Source organism: Peptoniphilus koenoeneniae (assembly GCF_030812875.1).
Lineage (GTDB): Bacteria > Bacillota > Clostridia > Tissierellales > Peptoniphilaceae > Peptoniphilus_B > Peptoniphilus_B koenoeneniae.
Genome location: NZ_JAUSTN010000001.1, coordinates 164,049 through 182,728, shown reverse-complemented (window position 1 = coordinate 182,728; position 18,680 = coordinate 164,049). Strand labels below are relative to the sequence as shown.

The 18,680-nt window shown below is 27.6% G+C and carries 21 protein-coding genes; all 21 read left to right on the top strand.

The window, feature by feature from the left end; genetic code table 11:
- Window positions 1-9 precede the first annotated feature (9 nt).
- The 21 genes from xseA (at window position 10) to J2S72_RS00840 (ending at window position 18,675) form a co-directional block, all read left to right on the top strand.
- The gene (gene xseA, locus J2S72_RS00940; RefSeq protein ID WP_307494830.1) at window positions 10-1,605 is read left to right on the top strand and encodes an exodeoxyribonuclease VII large subunit; all 1,596 of its coding nucleotides are present in this window, start codon (window positions 10-12) and stop codon (window positions 1,603-1,605) included.
- Entirely contained in the window at window positions 1,598-1,825 is a 228-nt protein-coding gene (gene xseB, locus J2S72_RS00935; protein WP_023056318.1) for an exodeoxyribonuclease VII small subunit, read from the top strand. Before xseA ends, xseB begins: the two co-directional genes overlap by 8 nt.
- On the top strand, window positions 1,818-2,678 hold the full coding sequence (locus J2S72_RS00930; protein ID WP_023056389.1) for a polyprenyl synthetase family protein: 861 nt from the start codon (window positions 1,818-1,820) through the stop codon (window positions 2,676-2,678). Before xseB ends, J2S72_RS00930 begins: the two co-directional genes overlap by 8 nt.
- Entirely contained in the window at window positions 2,678-3,472 is a 795-nt protein-coding gene (locus tag J2S72_RS00925; RefSeq protein WP_023056407.1) for a TlyA family RNA methyltransferase, read from the top strand. The genes J2S72_RS00930 and J2S72_RS00925 overlap by 1 nt, the downstream gene beginning before the upstream one ends.
- A gap of 3 nt (window positions 3,473-3,475) precedes the next feature.
- On the top strand, window positions 3,476-5,149 hold the full coding sequence (gene recN / locus J2S72_RS00920; protein ID WP_307494829.1) for a DNA repair protein RecN: 1,674 nt from the start codon (window positions 3,476-3,478) through the stop codon (window positions 5,147-5,149).
- The gene (locus J2S72_RS00915; protein WP_023056382.1) at window positions 5,142-5,687 is read left to right on the top strand and encodes an NUDIX hydrolase; all 546 of its coding nucleotides are present in this window, start codon (window positions 5,142-5,144) and stop codon (window positions 5,685-5,687) included. The genes recN and J2S72_RS00915 overlap by 8 nt, the downstream gene beginning before the upstream one ends.
- Window positions 5,680-6,480: a purine-nucleoside phosphorylase gene (locus J2S72_RS00910; protein ID WP_036739960.1), complete on the top strand. Its 801-nt coding sequence runs from the start codon at window positions 5,680-5,682 to the stop codon at window positions 6,478-6,480. The genes J2S72_RS00915 and J2S72_RS00910 overlap by 8 nt, the downstream gene beginning before the upstream one ends.
- A 7-nt stretch (window positions 6,481-6,487) precedes the next feature.
- The gene (locus J2S72_RS00905; protein ID WP_023056350.1) at window positions 6,488-7,792 is read left to right on the top strand and encodes a pyrimidine-nucleoside phosphorylase; all 1,305 of its coding nucleotides are present in this window, start codon (window positions 6,488-6,490) and stop codon (window positions 7,790-7,792) included.
- Between the two features lie 3 nt (window positions 7,793-7,795).
- On the top strand, window positions 7,796-8,434 hold the full coding sequence (locus J2S72_RS00900) for a site-2 protease family protein (protein WP_023056409.1): 639 nt from the start codon (window positions 7,796-7,798) through the stop codon (window positions 8,432-8,434).
- Window positions 8,410-9,138, top strand: coding sequence for a segregation and condensation protein A (locus J2S72_RS00895; RefSeq protein WP_307494828.1), 729 nt, complete (start codon window positions 8,410-8,412; stop codon window positions 9,136-9,138). Before J2S72_RS00900 ends, J2S72_RS00895 begins: the two co-directional genes overlap by 25 nt.
- Window positions 9,128-9,661 carry an SMC-Scp complex subunit ScpB gene (gene scpB, locus J2S72_RS00890; protein ID WP_023056313.1) on the top strand — a complete coding sequence of 178 codons (534 nt, stop codon included), beginning with the start codon at window positions 9,128-9,130 and terminating at the stop codon, window positions 9,659-9,661. The genes J2S72_RS00895 and scpB overlap by 11 nt, the downstream gene beginning before the upstream one ends.
- Complete coding sequence (locus J2S72_RS00885; RefSeq protein ID WP_023056310.1) at window positions 9,658-10,362, top strand: pseudouridine synthase; 705 nt, start codon at window positions 9,658-9,660, stop codon at window positions 10,360-10,362. The genes scpB and J2S72_RS00885 overlap by 4 nt, the downstream gene beginning before the upstream one ends.
- Window positions 10,359-10,910, top strand: coding sequence for a tRNA 5-(aminomethyl)-2-thiouridylate-methyltransferase MnmM (mnmM, locus tag J2S72_RS00880; RefSeq protein ID WP_023056400.1), 552 nt, complete (start codon window positions 10,359-10,361; stop codon window positions 10,908-10,910). The genes J2S72_RS00885 and mnmM overlap by 4 nt, the downstream gene beginning before the upstream one ends.
- On the top strand, window positions 10,903-12,093 hold the full coding sequence (locus J2S72_RS00875) for a BaiN/RdsA family NAD(P)/FAD-dependent oxidoreductase (protein WP_023056321.1): 1,191 nt from the start codon (window positions 10,903-10,905) through the stop codon (window positions 12,091-12,093). The genes mnmM and J2S72_RS00875 overlap by 8 nt, the downstream gene beginning before the upstream one ends.
- A 72-nt stretch (window positions 12,094-12,165) precedes the next feature.
- The gene (cmk, locus tag J2S72_RS00870; protein ID WP_023056369.1) at window positions 12,166-12,813 is read left to right on the top strand and encodes a (d)CMP kinase; all 648 of its coding nucleotides are present in this window, start codon (window positions 12,166-12,168) and stop codon (window positions 12,811-12,813) included.
- Complete coding sequence (locus tag J2S72_RS00865; RefSeq protein ID WP_023056346.1) at window positions 12,803-13,375, top strand: lysophospholipid acyltransferase family protein; 573 nt, start codon at window positions 12,803-12,805, stop codon at window positions 13,373-13,375. Before cmk ends, J2S72_RS00865 begins: the two co-directional genes overlap by 11 nt.
- Window positions 13,376-15,415, top strand: a complete 2,040-nt coding sequence (locus J2S72_RS00860) for a bifunctional 4-hydroxy-3-methylbut-2-enyl diphosphate reductase/30S ribosomal protein S1 (RefSeq protein ID WP_307494827.1) — start codon at window positions 13,376-13,378, stop codon at window positions 15,413-15,415.
- A gap of 44 nt (window positions 15,416-15,459) precedes the next feature.
- Window positions 15,460-16,293 (top strand): bifunctional 5,10-methylenetetrahydrofolate dehydrogenase/5,10-methenyltetrahydrofolate cyclohydrolase, encoded by an 834-nt coding sequence (locus J2S72_RS00855; RefSeq protein ID WP_023056399.1) that lies wholly within the window; start codon window positions 15,460-15,462, stop codon window positions 16,291-16,293.
- Between the two features lie 75 nt (window positions 16,294-16,368).
- A complete protein-coding gene (locus tag J2S72_RS00850) occupies window positions 16,369-16,899 on the top strand; it encodes a DUF5317 family protein (RefSeq protein WP_023056414.1) in 531 nt (176 codons plus the stop codon).
- The gene (gene cdaA / locus J2S72_RS00845; RefSeq protein ID WP_023056375.1) at window positions 16,896-17,735 is read left to right on the top strand and encodes a diadenylate cyclase CdaA; all 840 of its coding nucleotides are present in this window, start codon (window positions 16,896-16,898) and stop codon (window positions 17,733-17,735) included. Before J2S72_RS00850 ends, cdaA begins: the two co-directional genes overlap by 4 nt.
- Entirely contained in the window at window positions 17,725-18,675 is a 951-nt protein-coding gene (locus J2S72_RS00840; RefSeq protein ID WP_023056403.1) for a CdaR family protein, read from the top strand. The genes cdaA and J2S72_RS00840 overlap by 11 nt, the downstream gene beginning before the upstream one ends.
- Window positions 18,676-18,680: the final 5 nt, after the last annotated feature.

The window sequence follows — 18,680 nt, the reverse complement described above, 5'->3', positions numbered from 1 at the left end:
AGGAGAGTTATGTCTGCATTAAAAGTTTCACAGGTTATAAACTACATAAAAAAAAGTCTTTCAATGGATTATTTTTTAAATAGCCTTGAAGTTGAAGGAGAAATATCAAATTTTGTAAAGCACAAAAATGGAAATATTTACTTTTCTTTAAAAGATGAAGTTTCAAAAATTGATGCTTTAATACCAATTATTGAAGCTCAGCAAGTTTCTTATGATTTTAAAGATGGAGATAAAGTAATTGTAAAAGGTGCAGTGTCAATTTTTGAAAGAGATTCCGGCATAAGATTAATGGTAAACTCTATAAAATTAAAGGGCTTAGGGGAATTAAGTGCTGAATTTTTGAGGCTTAAAGAAAAACTTAATGAAGAAGGACTTTTTTTAGAAAAATATAAAAAAAACATAAATATTATGCCAAAAAAAATAGGCATAATTACTTCTCCTTCAGGAGCAGCCATTCATGACACCTTAAGTATACTGAAAAGAAGAAATAAAACAGTAGATATTTTTATTTATCCGGCTCTTGTACAGGGAGACAAAGCTTCTTTAGATTTAATTGAGGGTATTAAGTTTTTAGACAATCTATCTTTAGATACTATTATAATTACAAGAGGTGGAGGAGCTCAGGAAGATTTATCGGCTTTTAATAATGAAGATCTTGCAAGGACTATTTTTAAAGCAAAAACCCCTATAATATCTGCAGTTGGTCATGAAATTGATTTTACAATATGTGATTTTGTAAGTGATTTAAGAGCACCAACTCCTTCTGCTGCGGCTGAACTGGTGAGTGTAGATATAAAAGACCTTTTATTGAATTTAAACTTTTATAAGGATAAATTAAATTTTAGATTATCTTATTTAATAAATTCTAAAAACTTAGATTTAAACAAGATTTATATTAAGTTTAGAGATATGAATATGGCTAATATCATATCCGAAAAATTTTATAATTTAAGAAGGACTTATATAGAAGCTACTAATGCAATTTTAGACTTACATTCATTTATGAAAAATAATATAAACAATTTAAAATTAAATCTTGTAGAAAATAGTCCCAAAAATATATTTGAAGAAAATAAATCTTTAATTAATTCTTTAAAAGCAAATTTAGATAGAAGCCTTTATAAAACTTTAATACAAAATAAAAGTGAAATTGATTATAAATTTAATAAAATAAAAATTCTTTTAGATTATAATTTGGTTTTGAAAGAAAAACGAAGTATAGAAGATATAAAACTAAGATTTAACCAAAATATAAATAGACGAGTAAAATATGAGATAAGCTATTTAAAATCTATAAACTTATTACCGCATTTAAAGCATATTGAAAAAAATATAATTTACAATTTAAAATATTTAGAGGATTTAAAAACCAAATTTAATTTAAATCTTATAAATTCTTTAAGAAGTAATAAAAATAATTTACATTTTTTAAAATTAAATTTGTTAAAGGCAAGAGAAAATAAAAAAGGAATTTATGTAAATAATAGAAAAATAAATTCTATAAATGATATTAAAGAAAATGATATTATGGTTAATCTTTTAGATGATGGTATTGTAGAATCTCTTGTAAAAAAAATATTAAAATCGGGAGAAAATAATGAATAATTTAAGTTATGAAGAAGCTATTAAAAGGTTTGAGGAAATTGTAAAAAGTCTTGAAAGTGATAATTTAACACTTGAAGAAGCTATTAAAAATTATGAAGAGGGAATAGGATTATATAATTACTGCTCAGATCTTCTTAAAAATTATGAAGGAAAGATTAAAATTTTAGCAAACAAAGCGAATGGAGAGTTTAAAGATTTTCAAGGTGGCATTGATGAGTGATTACGAAAATTTAATTAAAATAATTGATGAAAATTTATATAACTCTATCCCAAACACAGATGATTATCAAAAAATTATTTATGAATCAATCAAATACTCTCTTTCATCAGGGGGAAAAAGAATAAGGCCCTTATTAACACTGATAAGTTATAAAATTTTCAGCGGTGATAATTCCTATGAAAAGATCATTCCCTATGCTTGTGCTATTGAATACATCCACACCTATTCATTAATTCACGATGATTTGCCAGGCATGGATAATGATGACATGAGACGAGGTAAGCCAACTAATCATAAAGTTTACAATGAAGCTGTGGCAATTTTAGCTGGAGACGGACTTTTGAATTTAGCTGCTGAAACTATTTCTAAAAGACTTGATAAACTTACAGACCTTGATGAAATAAAAAATGGTATTAAAGCCATGAAATATATTTTTACCTGCTCAGGCATTCAAGGAATGGTTGCAGGACAAACAATCGACATAGGACTTAAGGAATCTGATATGTCAAGAGATGTTTTTGAGTCAATGTATCGCTTAAAAACAGGAGCTTTAATTAGGGCAGCTCTTGTTTGCGGAGCTATAATAGCAGGAGCTGACGACAGTGAAATTATTGCCCTTGAAAGATATGGAAATTCTATAGGCCTTGCATACCAAGTTAAAGATGATATCTTAGATTATGAAAGTGATATAAATTCGAAAAATATGACTCTTTCAAGAATTTTAAATAAAGATGAACTTAAAGATTTTATGCAAGAGATTTATCAAGAAACTTTAAACAGCCTTAAAACTATAGATAGAAATACTAATGAACTTTTGGAAATTGCAAAGCAATTAATGAATAGGAGTTATTAATGGCAAAAATAAGAGCAGACCTGCTTTTATATAATCAAGGCCTTGTAGATTCAAGGGAAAAAGCTAAAAGGCTTATTATGGAAGGAAAAGTTCTTTGTGGAACTAAAAGAATTGATAAGCCAGGCGAACAAATTGAAGATTTTGAAACTTTAACGATAAATTCAGACCAAATACAGTATGTTTCAAGAGGTGGACTAAAATTAGAAAAGGCAATAAAGAAATTTAACCTTAACTTGTCTGATTTTATATGTGCTGATATAGGTTCTTCAACTGGAGGATTCACACACTGTATGCTTATAAACGGTGCAAAAAAGGTTTATTCTATTGATGTGGGTTATAATCAACTTGATTATAAATTAAGAATTGATGATAGAGTCATTGTCTTAGAAAGAACAAACATAAGATATTTAGATAATAATTTGATAAGTGATGAAATAGATTTTATATCAATTGATGTTTCCTTTATATCATTGCAACTTGTTTTACCAAAAGCATATGAAATTTTAAAAGATGGATCTTACCTTGTGGCTTTGATAAAACCTCAATTTGAAGCTGGAAAAGAAAAAGTCGGTAAAAATGGAATTATAAGGGATCCTAAAGTTCATGCAGAGGTACTAAATAATACTTTAAGTTTTGCAGAAAAAATAGGTTTTTCTATACAAGACTTAACTTATTCGCCAATAAAGGGAACAAAGGGAAATATAGAATTTTTAGTCTTATTGAAGAAATCTTCTGAGCCATCAATTGATATAAACATTGATTCTATACTTAAAAGCACTGATGAATTGGAGTAATTTATGCTAATTGAACTTAAAATAGAAAATTTTGCAATTATTGAAAATTTGACAATTGAATGGGGTTCAGGACTAAATATTTTAACTGGAGAGACAGGTTCAGGTAAATCTATAATAATAGATGCTCTTGGTATGGTGTTAGGCGGAAGAAGTAATAAGGATCTTATAAAAACAGGGGCGGAATATGCCTATGTTGAAGCTGTTTTTAGTTTTTATAATGAAGATTTATCAAAATTTTTATCTGAAAATGGTTTTGAAATAGGAGAACTAATAGTTTTATCAAGACAAATAAATAGAAATAAACCTTCTATAACTCGTATTAATGGCAGAGTTGCAACTCAAAGCGTAATGACATACATATCTTCAAAATTAGTTGATGTATATGCTCAGGAGGAAAATCAATATTTAATGAGTCCCAAAAATCAAATGGATTTAATCGATGATTTTTGTACTATTGAGCATAAAAAAAAGCAAGAAAATCTTCTCAATTTATTTGAAGAAATAAAAAAATATGAAGAAAAAAAAGCGAGTCTTGAAAATTTTGAATCAAGTAGAGAAAGAGAAATAGATTTATTAACTTATCAGATAAAAGAAATAGAAGATGCAAATTTAACCCCTTATGATGATGAAGACTTGGAAAATGATTTTAAAAAGTTCAGCAATAGTTCTTTAATAAGAGAAAATCTGGAAGCCACTTTAAATTTACTAAGAGGTGATTATGAAGTGAGTGCAGTTGAAGATGGAATTGATAAGGCAGTTTCATTTTTTAGTAATGTAAAGAAATTTGAACCAGATTTAGATGAAATTTATAAAGAACTGGAAAATATAAGATTTAATATAAGTTCAGTTTATAAAGAAATTGAAAGTTATCTTGAAAATATGGACATAGACCAAGAAAAATTTATGTATTTAGAAGCCCGTATAGACACTGTAAACAGTTTAAAAAAGAAATATGGGTATAATATTGAAGAGATAAATAAATTTAAATCTGAGGCCGAATTAAGGCTTAAAGAATTAAAAAACTTTGAAGAAAATTTAAATAATATAAGCCAAAAAATTGATGAACTCTATAAGGAAAGTTCAAATTTAGCACAAGAGATTTCTAAGGATAGAAAGACTGTTTCTAAGTGGTTGGAAGAAAATGTTGAAAAAGAAATTTCAAAACTTAACATAAATAACGCAAGGTTTAAAATAAATATTTATGAAAAGGAATTATCTTCAACAGGTATAGATAGAATTGAGTACATGATATCTACAAATATAGGTGAAGATTTTAAACCTTTAAGCAAAATTGCTTCCGGAGGTGAAATGTCAAGAATAATGCTTGGCTTTAAATCCATCATAGCAAGTAAAGATAATATACCAACTGTAATTTTTGATGAGATAGATTCTGGAATAAGCGGAATGACAGCCAATATAGTAGGAAAAAAAATAAAAGAACTTTCTAATGACAGACAAGTCATTGTAATTTCTCATTTACCACAAATTGTATCAAAAGCTAATTCTCACTATAAGATTTATAAAGAAATAAATAAAAATAAAACAAGAACCTATGTCAAAAAATTAAAAAACTCAGAGAGAGTTGGTGAAATTGCAAGATTGATAGGTTCAGAAGAAATTACAGATCTTACCTTAAAAGCTGCAAAAGAAATGATAGAAGGAGTAGAAAATGACTGAAACAACTATAAAATCAGAAAAAATATATAGTGGAAAAATTTTAAGTGTAAAAGTCAATACAGTTGAGTTGCCTGATCAAAAATATTCTAAAAGAGAAATAGTAATTCATGATCCGGCAGTGTGTATTGTAGCTAAAAACAAAGAAAAAATTATTTTAGTTAAACAATATAGAATTTCTGTAGATAAAGAAATTTTAGAAATTCCAGCAGGAATGATTGAACCGGGAGAAGCTCCTAAAGAAGCAGCTATAAGAGAACTAATAGAAGAAACTGGTTATGAAAGTAAAAATATAGAGTATGTGACGGAATTTTATTCATCTCCGGGATATAGTTCAGAAAAAATATATTTATTTTATGCTGATAATTTAGAACTTAAAGAGCAAAATTTAGATGAAGAAGAACAGATAGAGGTTTTAGAGGTTTCCATAGATGAAGCTTTAAAAATGATTGAAGTAGGAGATATAATGGATTCCAAAACTATTGCTGGAATACTTCTTTATAAAAATTTTAAAGAAAAAAAGGATGTTAAAAATGAATAGAACTTATGAATATATTTTAAGTAAAATAAAAAACAAACCTGAAATAGGAATAATATTAGGTTCAGGACTTGGAAACTTAGCTTCACAGATAAATGATCCTATTGAAATAAACTATAAGGATATTCCCGATTTTCCAACTTCCAGCGTAAAAGGTCATAGTGGAAAATTGATTTTTGGAAAATTATCAGGGAAAAATCTTGTAGCAATGCAAGGAAGAATTCACTATTACGAAGGTCAAGGTATTGATAAGACAGTTTTTCCTACAAAAATATTATGCCAATTAGGAATTAAATACTTAATCGTAACAAATGCTTGCGGAGGGGTAAATACTTCTTTTAATCCGGGTGATTTAATGCTTATTAAAGATCATATAAATTTTACCGGAGTAAATCCTTTGATAGGACCAAATGATGATAAAATAGGTCCAAGATTTCCGGACCAATCTTTTACTTATAATAAAGATTTAAGAGATATTGCTAAGAATGCTGCAAAAGAATTAAATTTTGAATTAAAAGAAGGGGTTTATATGTGGTTTACAGGACCTGTATATGAAACTCCGGCTGAAGTTAGAATGGCAAGGATAGTGGGAGCTGATGCAGTAGGCATGAGTACTGTTCCTGAAGTTATAGTAGCTAACCATAGAGGAGTTAAAATTTTAGGAATTTCAGCTATAACAAATATGGCTGCTGGAATTTTAGATAAACCTTTAAATCATGAAGAAGTAATTGATGTTTCTTCTAAAATTCAAGATAAATTTGAAAATTTAGTTAAAAAAGTTATTGAAAAAATGTAGGTGCAATATGAATATTTATGACATTATTGAAAAGAAAAAGCATGGACAAGAATTAACAAAAGAAGAAATAAATTATTTTGTTGATGGATATACAAAAGGAGAAATTCCCGACTATCAAATATCGGCATTGCTAATGGCAATATGCCTAAAGAATTTAAATTTAGATGAAACTGTAAATTTAGCAAATGCTATGCTTAATTCAGGAGATCTCGTAGATTTAAGTAAAATTAAAGGCATAAAAGTCGACAAGCACTCTACTGGAGGAGTTGGAGATACAACAAGCCTAGTTTTAGGCCCTCTTGTTGCAAGTGCAGGTCTTGTTTTTGCAAAAATGAGCGGAAGAGGACTTGGGCATACAGGTGGAACTCTTGACAAGCTGGAATCTATTCCAGGAATGAGAATAGATTTACAAATGGATGAATTTATTAATAATTCTAATAAAATAGGTATTTCAATAATAGGCCAAACAGCAGATATTACACCTGCAGATAAAAAGTTATATGCTTTAAGAGATTCAACTGCTACTGTAGACAATATAAGTCTTATAGCATCATCTATAATGAGTAAAAAATTAGCGGTTGGAGCAGATGCTCTTGTTTTAGATGTAAAAGTAGGGTCAGGAGCCTTTATGAAAGATGTTGAAAGTGCAACAAAACTTTCAGAGATTATGGTTAGTTTAGGAAAAAAATTTAACCATAAAACAAAAGCATTAATAACTTCCATGGATGAGCCTCTTGGATTTGCTGTGGGGAATTCTTTAGAAGTTATTGAAGCTATAAACACATTAAAAGGACAAGGCCCTCAAGATTTAAGACAACTTTGTCTTGCTTTAGGTTCAAAGCTTCTACTTATGTCTAATTTTGCAGATGATGAAGATGAAGCCAAAGAAATATTAGAAACCAATATTAGAAATGGCAAAGCTTTTGAAAAATTTAAAGAATTTGTCAAAGCTCAAGGTGGAGACATTTCTTATATTGATGATACAAGTAAGTTTAAGCTGTCAAAATATAAAGTTGAAATTGTATCAAAAGACGAAGGCTATGTTAAAAAGATAGATGCACTGTTAATTGGTGAAATTGCAAGAGATTTAGGAGCAGGAAGAATAACAAAAGAATCTAAAATTGATTTAGGTGCTGGAATAATTTTAAATAAAAAAATAGATGATTTTGTTAAAAAAGGAGAATTACTGGCAACTTTTTACACTGACAAAGAAAAAGATATAAACTTACAGGTAGAAAATATATATAAAGCCTATGAAATAGGAGAAAAAAATAAGGAAACACATAAATTAATTTATAAGGAAATAGATTAAAAAATGAGAAATTTAGACATACACAACTTGCTAATAACAATACTTGCATTACTTTTATCAATTATTCCTCATGAAGTTGCCCACGGCTATATGTCATATAAACTGGGAGATACAACGGCAAAAGAAGATGGCAGATTATCTTTAAACCCACTTAACCATATAGATCCATTGGGGCTTCTTTCAATGATTGTATTCAGATTCGGATGGGCTAAAGCTGTGCCTATAGATTTTTCACGAATAAAAGGTAATAAAAATTTAGGGATATTTTTAATAAGTATAGCCGGAGTAACAATGAATTTCATAATAGCTTTTGTATTCTCAATTTTTTTGTCCAAAGCTTTAATTGCAAAAGATAATTTTATTTCTGAAATTCTAACAGAGATAGTTTGGTACAATGTCATGCTTGGAGTTTTTAATTTAATTCCATTGCCACCCTTAGATGGATCAAAAATTATAGCATCCTTTTTACCTTATAAATACCAATTTTACTTTTTTAAGTATGAAAAATATTTTTATATAGCTTTGATAGTTTTAATATTTTCTGGTTTTATAAATAATATTATAGGACCAATAATATTAAAAATAATAAACTTTTTTATAAATGTAGGAGCTTCTTTTTGGATAAATACAGGATTAATATAAAAACTTATGAAGGTCCCATGGACCTTCTTCTTGATTTAATAAAACAAAATGAAATAGACATATATGATATACCTATAGCAAAAATTACAGAACAATTTTTAGACTATCTTAAAACTATAGAAAAATTAAATCTTGAAATAACTTCAGATTTTATTTTAATGGCTGCAACCCTTATAGAGATAAAATCAAAAATGCTTTTGCCCAAACAAGTCTATGAAGATGAAGAAAATGAAGATGATATTGCAGATCCAAGAGCAGAACTTGTTCAAAAACTATTGGAGTATGAAAAGTTTAAAAAAATATCAAATGATTTAAAAGAATCTTTAGATTATGAATCAAAGGCATTCTATAAATTACAAGAGGATTTTTCTTCAATAGATGAAAAAGATTTTTTAAAAAATTTAAATTTAAATAATCTATTAAAAACTTTTAACAATATTATGGAAAAACATATTAATAAATTTGAAGTTTCAGAAATTATTCAAGAAAGTTTTTCAACAGAAGAGGCAATTAAAATATTAAAAAGTATGTTAGAGGAAAATAAAAAAATAAGTTTTTTAGATTTAATAAAAAAATCTAATAAAGCTGAAATAATAACTTATTTTTTGTCAATTTTAGAAGCAATGAAAATGGGAATTTTATATGCTAAACAGAATAAAGATTTTGATGATATTATTTTATTAAGGAGAACAGATGAACTATAAAGCCATCATAGAAGCAATATTGTTTGCATGGGGAGATCCTGTTAAAGTAAGTGATCTTGCAAAAATATTGGAAATAAAAGAATCGGAAACAAACTTAATAATTGATGAAATGGAAATGGAATTTAAGTTTGAAAACAGAGGACTAAGGATAATAAGGATCAATGACTCGATACAAATAAGTACTAAACCAGAGCTTTATTCTTATATAAATAATTTTATAAAAGACAAAAAGAAAAAAAATCTTTCTAATGCAGCTTTAGAAACCCTTTCAATCATTGCATATAAACAACCTGTAACAAAGCTTGAAATTGAAGAAATTCGTGGAGTAAAATGTGATGGAACAATAAAACTTTTAAATGATTTAAATTTTATTGAAGAAAAAGGTAGATTAGATAGGATTGGCAAACCAATAATTTATGGTACAACTAATGACTTTTTAAAAAAATTTGGTTTGGAAAAAATTGAAGATTTGCCTAAAATAGATGAGAGTTTTGAAGAAATATCTTTTTTGGAGGAAAAATGAGATTACAGAAATTTATGGCCCATAGTGGGGTTGACTCACGTAGAAAATGCGAAGAGTATATATGTCAGGGAAGAGTCAAAGTGAATGATAAAATAATTACAGAACTGGGCACAGAAGTAGATCCCGAAAAAGATAAAGTATATTTTGATTCTAAGAGAATAAAATTAATAATAAAAAATACTTATGTAATTTTAAATAAACCTTTAGGATATGTTTCAACGGTTTCTGATGAAAAAAATAGAAAAACTGTTATTGATTTGATAGATACGGAAAAAAGACTTTATCCTATAGGTAGACTTGATATAGATACAACAGGACTTTTACTTTTAACTGATGATGGAGCACTTGCACAAAAACTTACCCATCCATCTAACAAAATTTCAAAAACTTATATAGCAACAGTAAATGGAACTCCTACAAAAAGAGGCTTGGAATATTTAAGAAAAGGTGCAACAATTAAGGAATATAAGTGTGCTCCTGCCAAGGTTAAAATTTTAAAAAGTTTTGAAGATGACAGTATAGTAGAAATAGAAATTCATGAAGGTAAAAATCATCAAGTAAAAAATATGTTTGAAAAAATCGGAAATCCTGTAAAGAAATTAAAGAGAATAAAGATGGGTCCCATAGAACTACTTGATTTAGAAATAGGAAATTATAGATATTTAACTGAAAATGAAGTTAAGGAATTAAAAAATTTATGATTTATTATAATTTTAAACAAATGCAAGATCGTCTTTTAGAAAGTCTAAGAGACGATTTAATATGTGTAGATGCAACCATAGGAAATGGACATGATACTCTAAAACTTTTAAAAAAATTTAAAAATGGATTTGTATACGGATTTGACATACAAGAAATAGCCATTAAAAATACTGAAAAACTTTTGCGGGAAAATAATTTTTCAAACTATAAATTAATTTTAGATGGTCATGAAAAAATGGACAATTATATTAAAAAAGCTGACTTAATAATGTTTAATACTGGCTATTTACCAAAGTCTGATAAAAAAATAAAAACAAACAAAGAAACCACTTTAAAAGCTTTAGAAAAATCAATTTCAATTTTAAATAATAATGGTATTATTTTTTTTGTTCAATATGTCGGTCATGAAGGATCCTTTGAAGAAGCTCAAGTTGTAGATGAATTTTTTAAAAGCTTAAATCAGAAAAATTATAGGGTTATAAAAACACAATTTTTTAATCAAATTAACAATCCGCCCATAATTTATATTGGAGAGAAATATGAGTAAAATTGCAATAATAGGAGCAGGACCAGCAGGCTTAATTGCGGCAGTTCGTGCTTCGGAAAAAAATCAAGTTACAATTTTCGAAAAAAATGAAAAAATAGGTAAAAAATTATTTATAACAGGAAAAGGGAGATGCAATATTACAAACAATTGTAGCTTAGATGAACTCTTAAATAATGTTTGTAAAAATAATAAGTTTTTGTATTCAGCATTTTCTAATTTTGACAACTTTGATACTATGAAATTTTTTGAAGACAGAGGATTAAATCTTAAAGTTGAAAGAGGAAATAGGGTTTTTCCAAAAAGTGATAAATCCTCTGACGTAATAAAAATATTTGAAAAAGAAATAAAAAGTAAAAATATAGATTTAAGATTAAATCATCAAGTAAAAAAAATAAGTAAAAATAATGATATTTTTCTTGTTGACCAAGAAGAGTTTGATAAGGTAATTATTGCAACAGGAGGCTTAACTTATAAATCTACTGGTTCAACTGGTGATGGATATGAATTTGCAAAAAACTTTAATCACAAAATAAATAAAATATATCCATCTTTGGTTGGAATAAAACTAAAAAATGTAGAAGAGAGTTTGCAGGGTCTTTCATTAAAAAATGTAAGGCTTACTGTAAAAAGAAATAAAAAAATTATATATACTGAAATAGGGGAAATGATGTTTACGCATTTTGGAATAACAGGGCCATTAGTTCTTTCAGCTTCAGCATTTATTTCAGGAAAAGATAAAATAAAAATGTATATAGATTTAAAACCAGGTCTTGATTATGAAAAATTGGATCTTAGAATTTTAAGAGATTTTAACGAAAATACGGGGAAGATGGCAAAAAATTCCTTAGATAAACTCTTACCTAAATCTTTAATTCCAATAGTTGCAGATAGAGCAAATTTAAAAGATATAATTACAAGTGAATTAAAAAAAGAAATAAGACAAAAACTTGTAGAAGAAATAAAAAATTTTAAAATTGAATATGATGATCTTTATGATTTAGATACAGGAATTGTAACAAGAGGCGGAGTGGATTTAAAATCAATAAATCCTAAAAGCATGGAAAGCAACATTGTTGATGGACTTTACTTTTGCGGAGAAGTTTTAGATATTGATGCTTTGACAGGAGGATTTAATTTACAAATAGCTTGGTCTACTGGGTTTGTTGCAGGTGGATTATCTTGATTAAAAAATTTTTTTAAATTATAATTGTTAAATAACATCACTAACTTTGTTAGTGATTTTTTTGGAGGAAAAATGATTTCTATAGCAATTGACGGACCGGCAGGAAGCGGCAAAAGCACAATAGCAAAACTTATAGCTGAAAAGTTGGATATTGAATATATTGATACAGGAGCTATGTATAGAGCAGTGGCTCTTTATAAAAAAGAAAATAATTTATCTCTTGATCAACTTATAAAAAATCTTAACAATATAAATATTGATTATAAAAAAGGAAAAATTTTTTTAAATGAAAAAGACATTTCAAATTTTATAAGGACTGAAGAAATTTCAAAACTTGCATCGGAGATATCTAAAAATAATTCTGTTCGTGAAAAATTAGTAGACATTCAAAGAAATTTATCAAAATCAAAATCTGTTGTAATGGAAGGCCGTGACATAGGTTCTGTAGTTTTACCAAATGCAAATAATAAATTTTATGTTGATGCTTCACCTGAAATAAGAGCCAAAAGAAGATATGAACAATTAAAGGAAAAAGGAATTTCAGCAGATTTAAAAAATATTGAAGAAGACATAATAAAAAGAGATAAAAATGATAAAACAAGAAAAAATTCACCGTTAACTTTAGTAAAAGATGCAAAATATATTGACACATCTTATATGAGTATAGAAAATGTTATTGACAAAATAATAAAGATAGTAAGGAGTAATAATGCTTTATAATATCTTAAGAGTGGTTGCAAGATTTATTCACAACATAGTGTATTATCCAGAAATAATAGGAATAGAAAATATTCCAGACCAAGGTTCTCTTATAATAGTTGGAAATCATAAATCTTTATGGGATCCCATTTTCTTAACAAGTTATGTTAAAAATAGAAAAATTCACTGGATGGGGAAAGAAGAGCTTTGGAAAAATAAATTTCTTGCATTTTTTTTAGATTCTTTAGGGGCATTTCCTGTAAATAGAAAATCTGCAGATATAGACGCTGTAAAAAAATCTTTAAGAATATTAAAAAATAACGAAGTTTTAGGAATATTTCCTGAGGGAACTAGAGTAAAAAAATTTGATGAGTCAATGATTAAATCGGGAACTGGAATGATTGCTCAAAAAACAGGCTCAATTGTAGTGCCAATTTATATTGAAGGAGATTATAAACTTTTTAAGCAAATGAAAATTAAAGTAAGAAAACCTATAAGCTTTAAAGAGATGCCAAAGCTGTCCAATGAAGGCTATAGAGAGCTTTCTGTTGATTTAATGAAAAAAGTATATTTTGGAGATTAAATGGAAATCATATTAGCTAAAAGTGCAGGGTTTTGTTTTGGAGTTAAAAGGGCAGTGAAAATGGCTTTTGAAGATTCAGATGAAGAAACTTATTGCATTGGAGATCTTGTTCACAATCCTATTGTTGTAGAAAATTTAAAAAAAATTGGGGTTAAACCTTATAATGAAAATATAACAAACAAAAAAGTTATTATAAGAAGCCACGGAATCCATAAAAAATTATTAGATAAAATAAAAAGTGAAAACCAAGTGATAGATTGTGTTTGTCCAAAAGTTAAATATGTCTATAAGCTTGTGGAAGATCATAAAGATAATTACCAAATTGTAATTATAGGATCGAAAAATCATCCGGAAGTAATAGGGATAAATTCTTACGCAGATGATAAAGCTATAATTATTGAAACCTTAGAAGATATAAAATATATAAAAAATAAACCTACTTTTATAGTAAGTCAAACTACAAGTAATCAAAATTTTTTCGAAAATGCAATAAATATGATAAAATCTATTTTAAATGACGATATTATAGTTTATAATACTATATGTAGTGCGACTAAAACAAGACAGGATGAAGCTGTTGAATTATCTAAAAAAGTTGACGCTATGATTATATTAGGTGGTAAAAATTCATCTAATACAAAAAAACTTGCTCAAGTGTCTGAGATTAATTGCAAATATGTTTATCTGATAGAGACAATAAAAGACATTGATTTAAGTATTTTAAAAAATTTTAATAAAATAGGTATTACTGCCGGAGCATCGACTCCGGATTCAGTAATCAAGGAGGCTGTTAGTAGTATGGAAAATTATGACAACAATGAAATGATGGAGGCTATCGAAAATTCTTTTAAAAGAGTTAGAAGAGGCGAAATTGTAGAAGGAGAAGTATTATACGTTACCGACAATGAAATAATGGTAAATATCGGGTACAGATCTGATGGAATTATTTCAAAGGAAGAACTATCATCTAATCCTGATGTAAAACCATCTGATTTGTTTAAACCCGGCGATCACATTCAAGTTTGTGTTGTAAAAATGGATGATGGCGACGGAAATGTTGTTCTCTCATATAGAAGAGTAGAAAACATGAAAATCTGGGACGAAATTGGTGAAAAATTTGAAAACAAAGAACATGTTAATGCAACTGTAAAATCAGTTGTAAAAGGAGGATTAACTGCTGATCTTGATGGAGTTAATGCTTTTATTCCTGCATCACATGCTTCAATTAGATTCCAAAAGGATCTTTCAAAATTCATAGGTCAAGACTTTGAATGCGAAATTATAGATTTCGACAAAGCTAAAAGAAAAGTTGTTCTTTCAAGAAAAAATGTAGAAAATGAAGAATTTGAAGCTAAAAGAAAAGCTGTATATGAAAATCTTCATGAAGGCGATGTAATAAAAGGAACTGTTCAAAGATTAACTAATTTTGGAGCTTTTGTAGATGTTGGAGGAGTTGATGGTTTAATTCATATTTCAGAACTTTCCTGGAATAGAGTAAAACATCCAGCAGACATTGTTTCTCCCGGACAAGTTGTAGAAGTTCAAGTTTTAAACCTTGATGAAGATAAAAATAGAATCGCTCTTGGATTAAAACAAACTACTAAGAGACCGTGGGATGTTTTTGTTTCAACTGTAGAAGTTGGAGATACAGTTAATGGACACGTTGTAAACCTTCTTGATTTTGGAGCTTTTGTAAGACTTGAATCCGGCGTTGATGGACTTCTTCATGTTTCTCAAATTGCAAGAGAACATATAGAAAAACCATCAGATGTATTGAATATAGGTGATGAAGTAACGGTTAAAGTTACAGATATAGATGAAGAAAATAAAAAAATATCACTTTCTATAAAAGCCCTTCTACCTGAACCAGAAAAAAAAGAAAAACCGGTAGAAGTTAAAGAAGAAAAACCAAAAGAAAGAGTTAAAGAAAGACATTTTGAAAAAAGCGAGGAAAATAAAGCACCTGAAATTAAACAAGATGATTTCAATACAACAATTGGAGATTTAATAAACATCGATTTAAACGATGTAACAAAATAATCTAAAAGCTTCCCTTTGAAGGGAAGTTTTTTTTAGGAGAAGATATGATATTAAAAGGAAAAGAACTTGCAGATTTAATAAGATCTGAAATAAAGGCAGATGTTGAAAATCTTAAAAATAAAAATATTATACCTACTTTAGCAATAATAAGATTAGGAGATGAGGTTGCTGATATATCTTATGAAAATATGCTAAGAAAAAATTGTGAAAAGTTAGATATTAAACTTGATATTTATAAATTTAAAAGAGATGAAACAACTGAAATTATAAAAAATAAAATTTTAGAACTTAACAATGATCATAGAATCGGTGGGATCTTAATATTCAGACCCTTGCCAAAATCCTTAGATGAAGATTTAATAAATAACACAATTAGCCCTCAAAAAGATATTGACTGTATGAACCCTTTAAATAAAGCAAAACTTTATATTGGAGAAACTAATGGATTTATGCCTTTATCTCCTTTGGCGGCATCTTTTTTGCTTGATTATTATGGATTTGATTTAGAAGGTAAAGATTGTCTTATAATTAATAAATCAACAGTAGTGGGTAAACCTCTAACCATGTTACTTTTATCAAAAGGTGCAACTGTTACTATCGCCCATTCAAAAACAAAAAATTTAAAGGAAAAATGTAAAAATGCAGATTTTGTTTTTACAGCAATGGGTAGAGCTGAAATGTTGAACATGGAATATTTTACGGAAAATAGCGTAATAATAGATATAGGTTTTAGTAGAAATAAAAGTGGAAAATTATGCGGAGATATAGACTTTGATAATGTTGTGGATAAGGCAAAAGCAATAAGCCCTGTTCCAGGGGGAGTGGGTCCTTTAACTAATGTACTTTTAATTAAACAATTATTAAAATTCTATAAATAATTGTTCAAAATCTACCAATGTGTTATATTAAAAAGAGATAGTAATATCTCTTTTTATTTTTTTTATGGAGAGAAAATGTCGATTGAACTAATATTTCTTGCAATAATTTTAAAATTTATAAAAACCAAAAACTTTGACTTTCTTTATAAAGTTAAATTTAAATATTACTTGCTTCTATTTTTAAGTCTTAGCATTTTTATAGGAATAAATTTTTTAAATAATAAATTTTTTATAAAAAATTATTTTATCTTAAATTTAACAGCAAATATATTTCTTATTATATTTTGTTTTTTACAGAAAAATAATTTTATTAAAATACTGGCCTTAGGAATAATTTTAAATACTATTGTTTTTTCCTTTAACGGGAAAATGCCAGTTGATATGGCTGCTGCCAAAATAGCCTTATCTGATGAAAAATTTGATTTAATAAAAAATGGATATTCTTTAAGTCATGGTTTTTTTGAAAATTCAAAACTTTTTATATTGTCTGATATAATTCCAATTCCAAAAACTTATATTTATTCAAGAGTAATAAGTTTTGGAGATATTTTAATATCCATTTCAAGTTTTTTGTATATTTTATTTATAGAGGAGAGTGAAAAATGAATCCACTTTTAAATTTTTTTAACTTAATAAGATTTAGGGACATAATAGATATTATAATAGTAGCAATACTGTTTTATTATGTAATGAACATAATAAAGGGAACAAGAGCTGAGCAATTAAGTAAAGGAATAGTTGTTTTACTTATAGTTACAAAATTAAGCGATGCCCTTCAACTTTATACAGTAAAGTGGATTTTTTCCAATATAATGAATTTTGGCCTTATAGCAGTATTAATAGTTTTTCAGCCTGAACTTAGAAAGGGTCTTGAATTTTTAGGAAGAACATCGTCTATAAAAAATACCATACAAAACTCATTTACAAATGTTTCAAATACAGTAAATGAAATTTGTGATGCTGTAGCTTCTTTAAGCAGACAAAAAATAGGCGCTTTAATAGTTTTTGAAAAAAAGACAGGTCTTGAAGATATTGCAGATACTGGAACACGTCTCGATTCTCTTGTATCAAGCGGAATTATAATTAATATTTTTATCCCAAATACTCCTCTTCATGACGGAGCGGTAATAATAAAAAACGACAGAATTAAAGCCGCTGCTTGTTTTTTACCTTTAACGGATAATAACACTTTATCTAAGGAACTTGGAACAAGGCATAGGGCAGGCATAGGAGTTACAGAAAGAAGTGATGCACTTTCCCTAATAGTAAGTGAAGAAACAGGCTCGATATCTATAGCTCAAAATGGTCAAATCTCTCGTTACTTGGACATTGAAACTCTTAAAAAAGTTTTAACAGATTTATACACTTCTGATATAGAAAACTCTAAAGTATTTAACTTTATTAAAGGTAATGAAAGTAAGGTAGAAGAAGATGAAAGATAATTTTATAAAAAATTCTATAAGCAAAAATTTTATGTTAAAATTATTTTCAGTAATTTTTGCATTGCTTCTTTGGTCTTATGTTATTAATGAAGTTGACCCTGAAAGAACTGATATGGAAAGAAATATTAATGTAAGGATTGAGAATATAGCATCTCTAAGAGAAAATAATTTAGCTTTAATTTCTCCAACTGAAGTAACTACCAATGTAATTGTAAAAGGTAAAAATTCGGCTATGAGAAATTTAAGGAGAGAAGCTATAATTGCAAGAGTAGATTTATCCGGATATAACGCAGGGGAGCACACAGTTCCAATTGTTATAAATACTTTGGATCCTGGAATATCAGTTGATAGATTTGATCCTAAAAGTGTTGTTTTTAAAATTGATGAAAATATCAAAAAGAAAATGACTGTTGAAATAGTAACAGAAGGCAATCTTAAAGAAGATTTTATTTTAGGAAAAATAAAAAAATCATTTGATGTTGAAGTAAGCGGCGCAAAAACTTTTGTTGAAAATATAGAAAAACTTACAGCTCTTGTAAATATAGCAAATAGAGACGAATCAACTGTTCTTCCTGTTAAAGTAGTTGCCTATGATAAGAACGGAGAAGAATTAAACAATATAAAAATAAATCCGAATACTATTGATGTAGAAGTTCCTGTTTTAATGACAAAAACTGTACCGGTTAAACTTAAAACTTATGGATTTTCTAATAAGGTATCGGAAAATGGTGTAACTATAGAGCCAAATGCAGTTTCCATAAAGGGAAATACTGCGGTTTTAAATAAAATATCTGAGATATCCACTAAACCTATAAGTTTAAGTGATATTGAAGATGGTATAGCTGATGTAAAATTAAATTTGCCTGAAGGTGTAAGTTTGGTTGAACATGAAGCTAAATTTGTAGTAAAATTTTCAGTAATAAATAATGTTTTAAATTAGGAGGT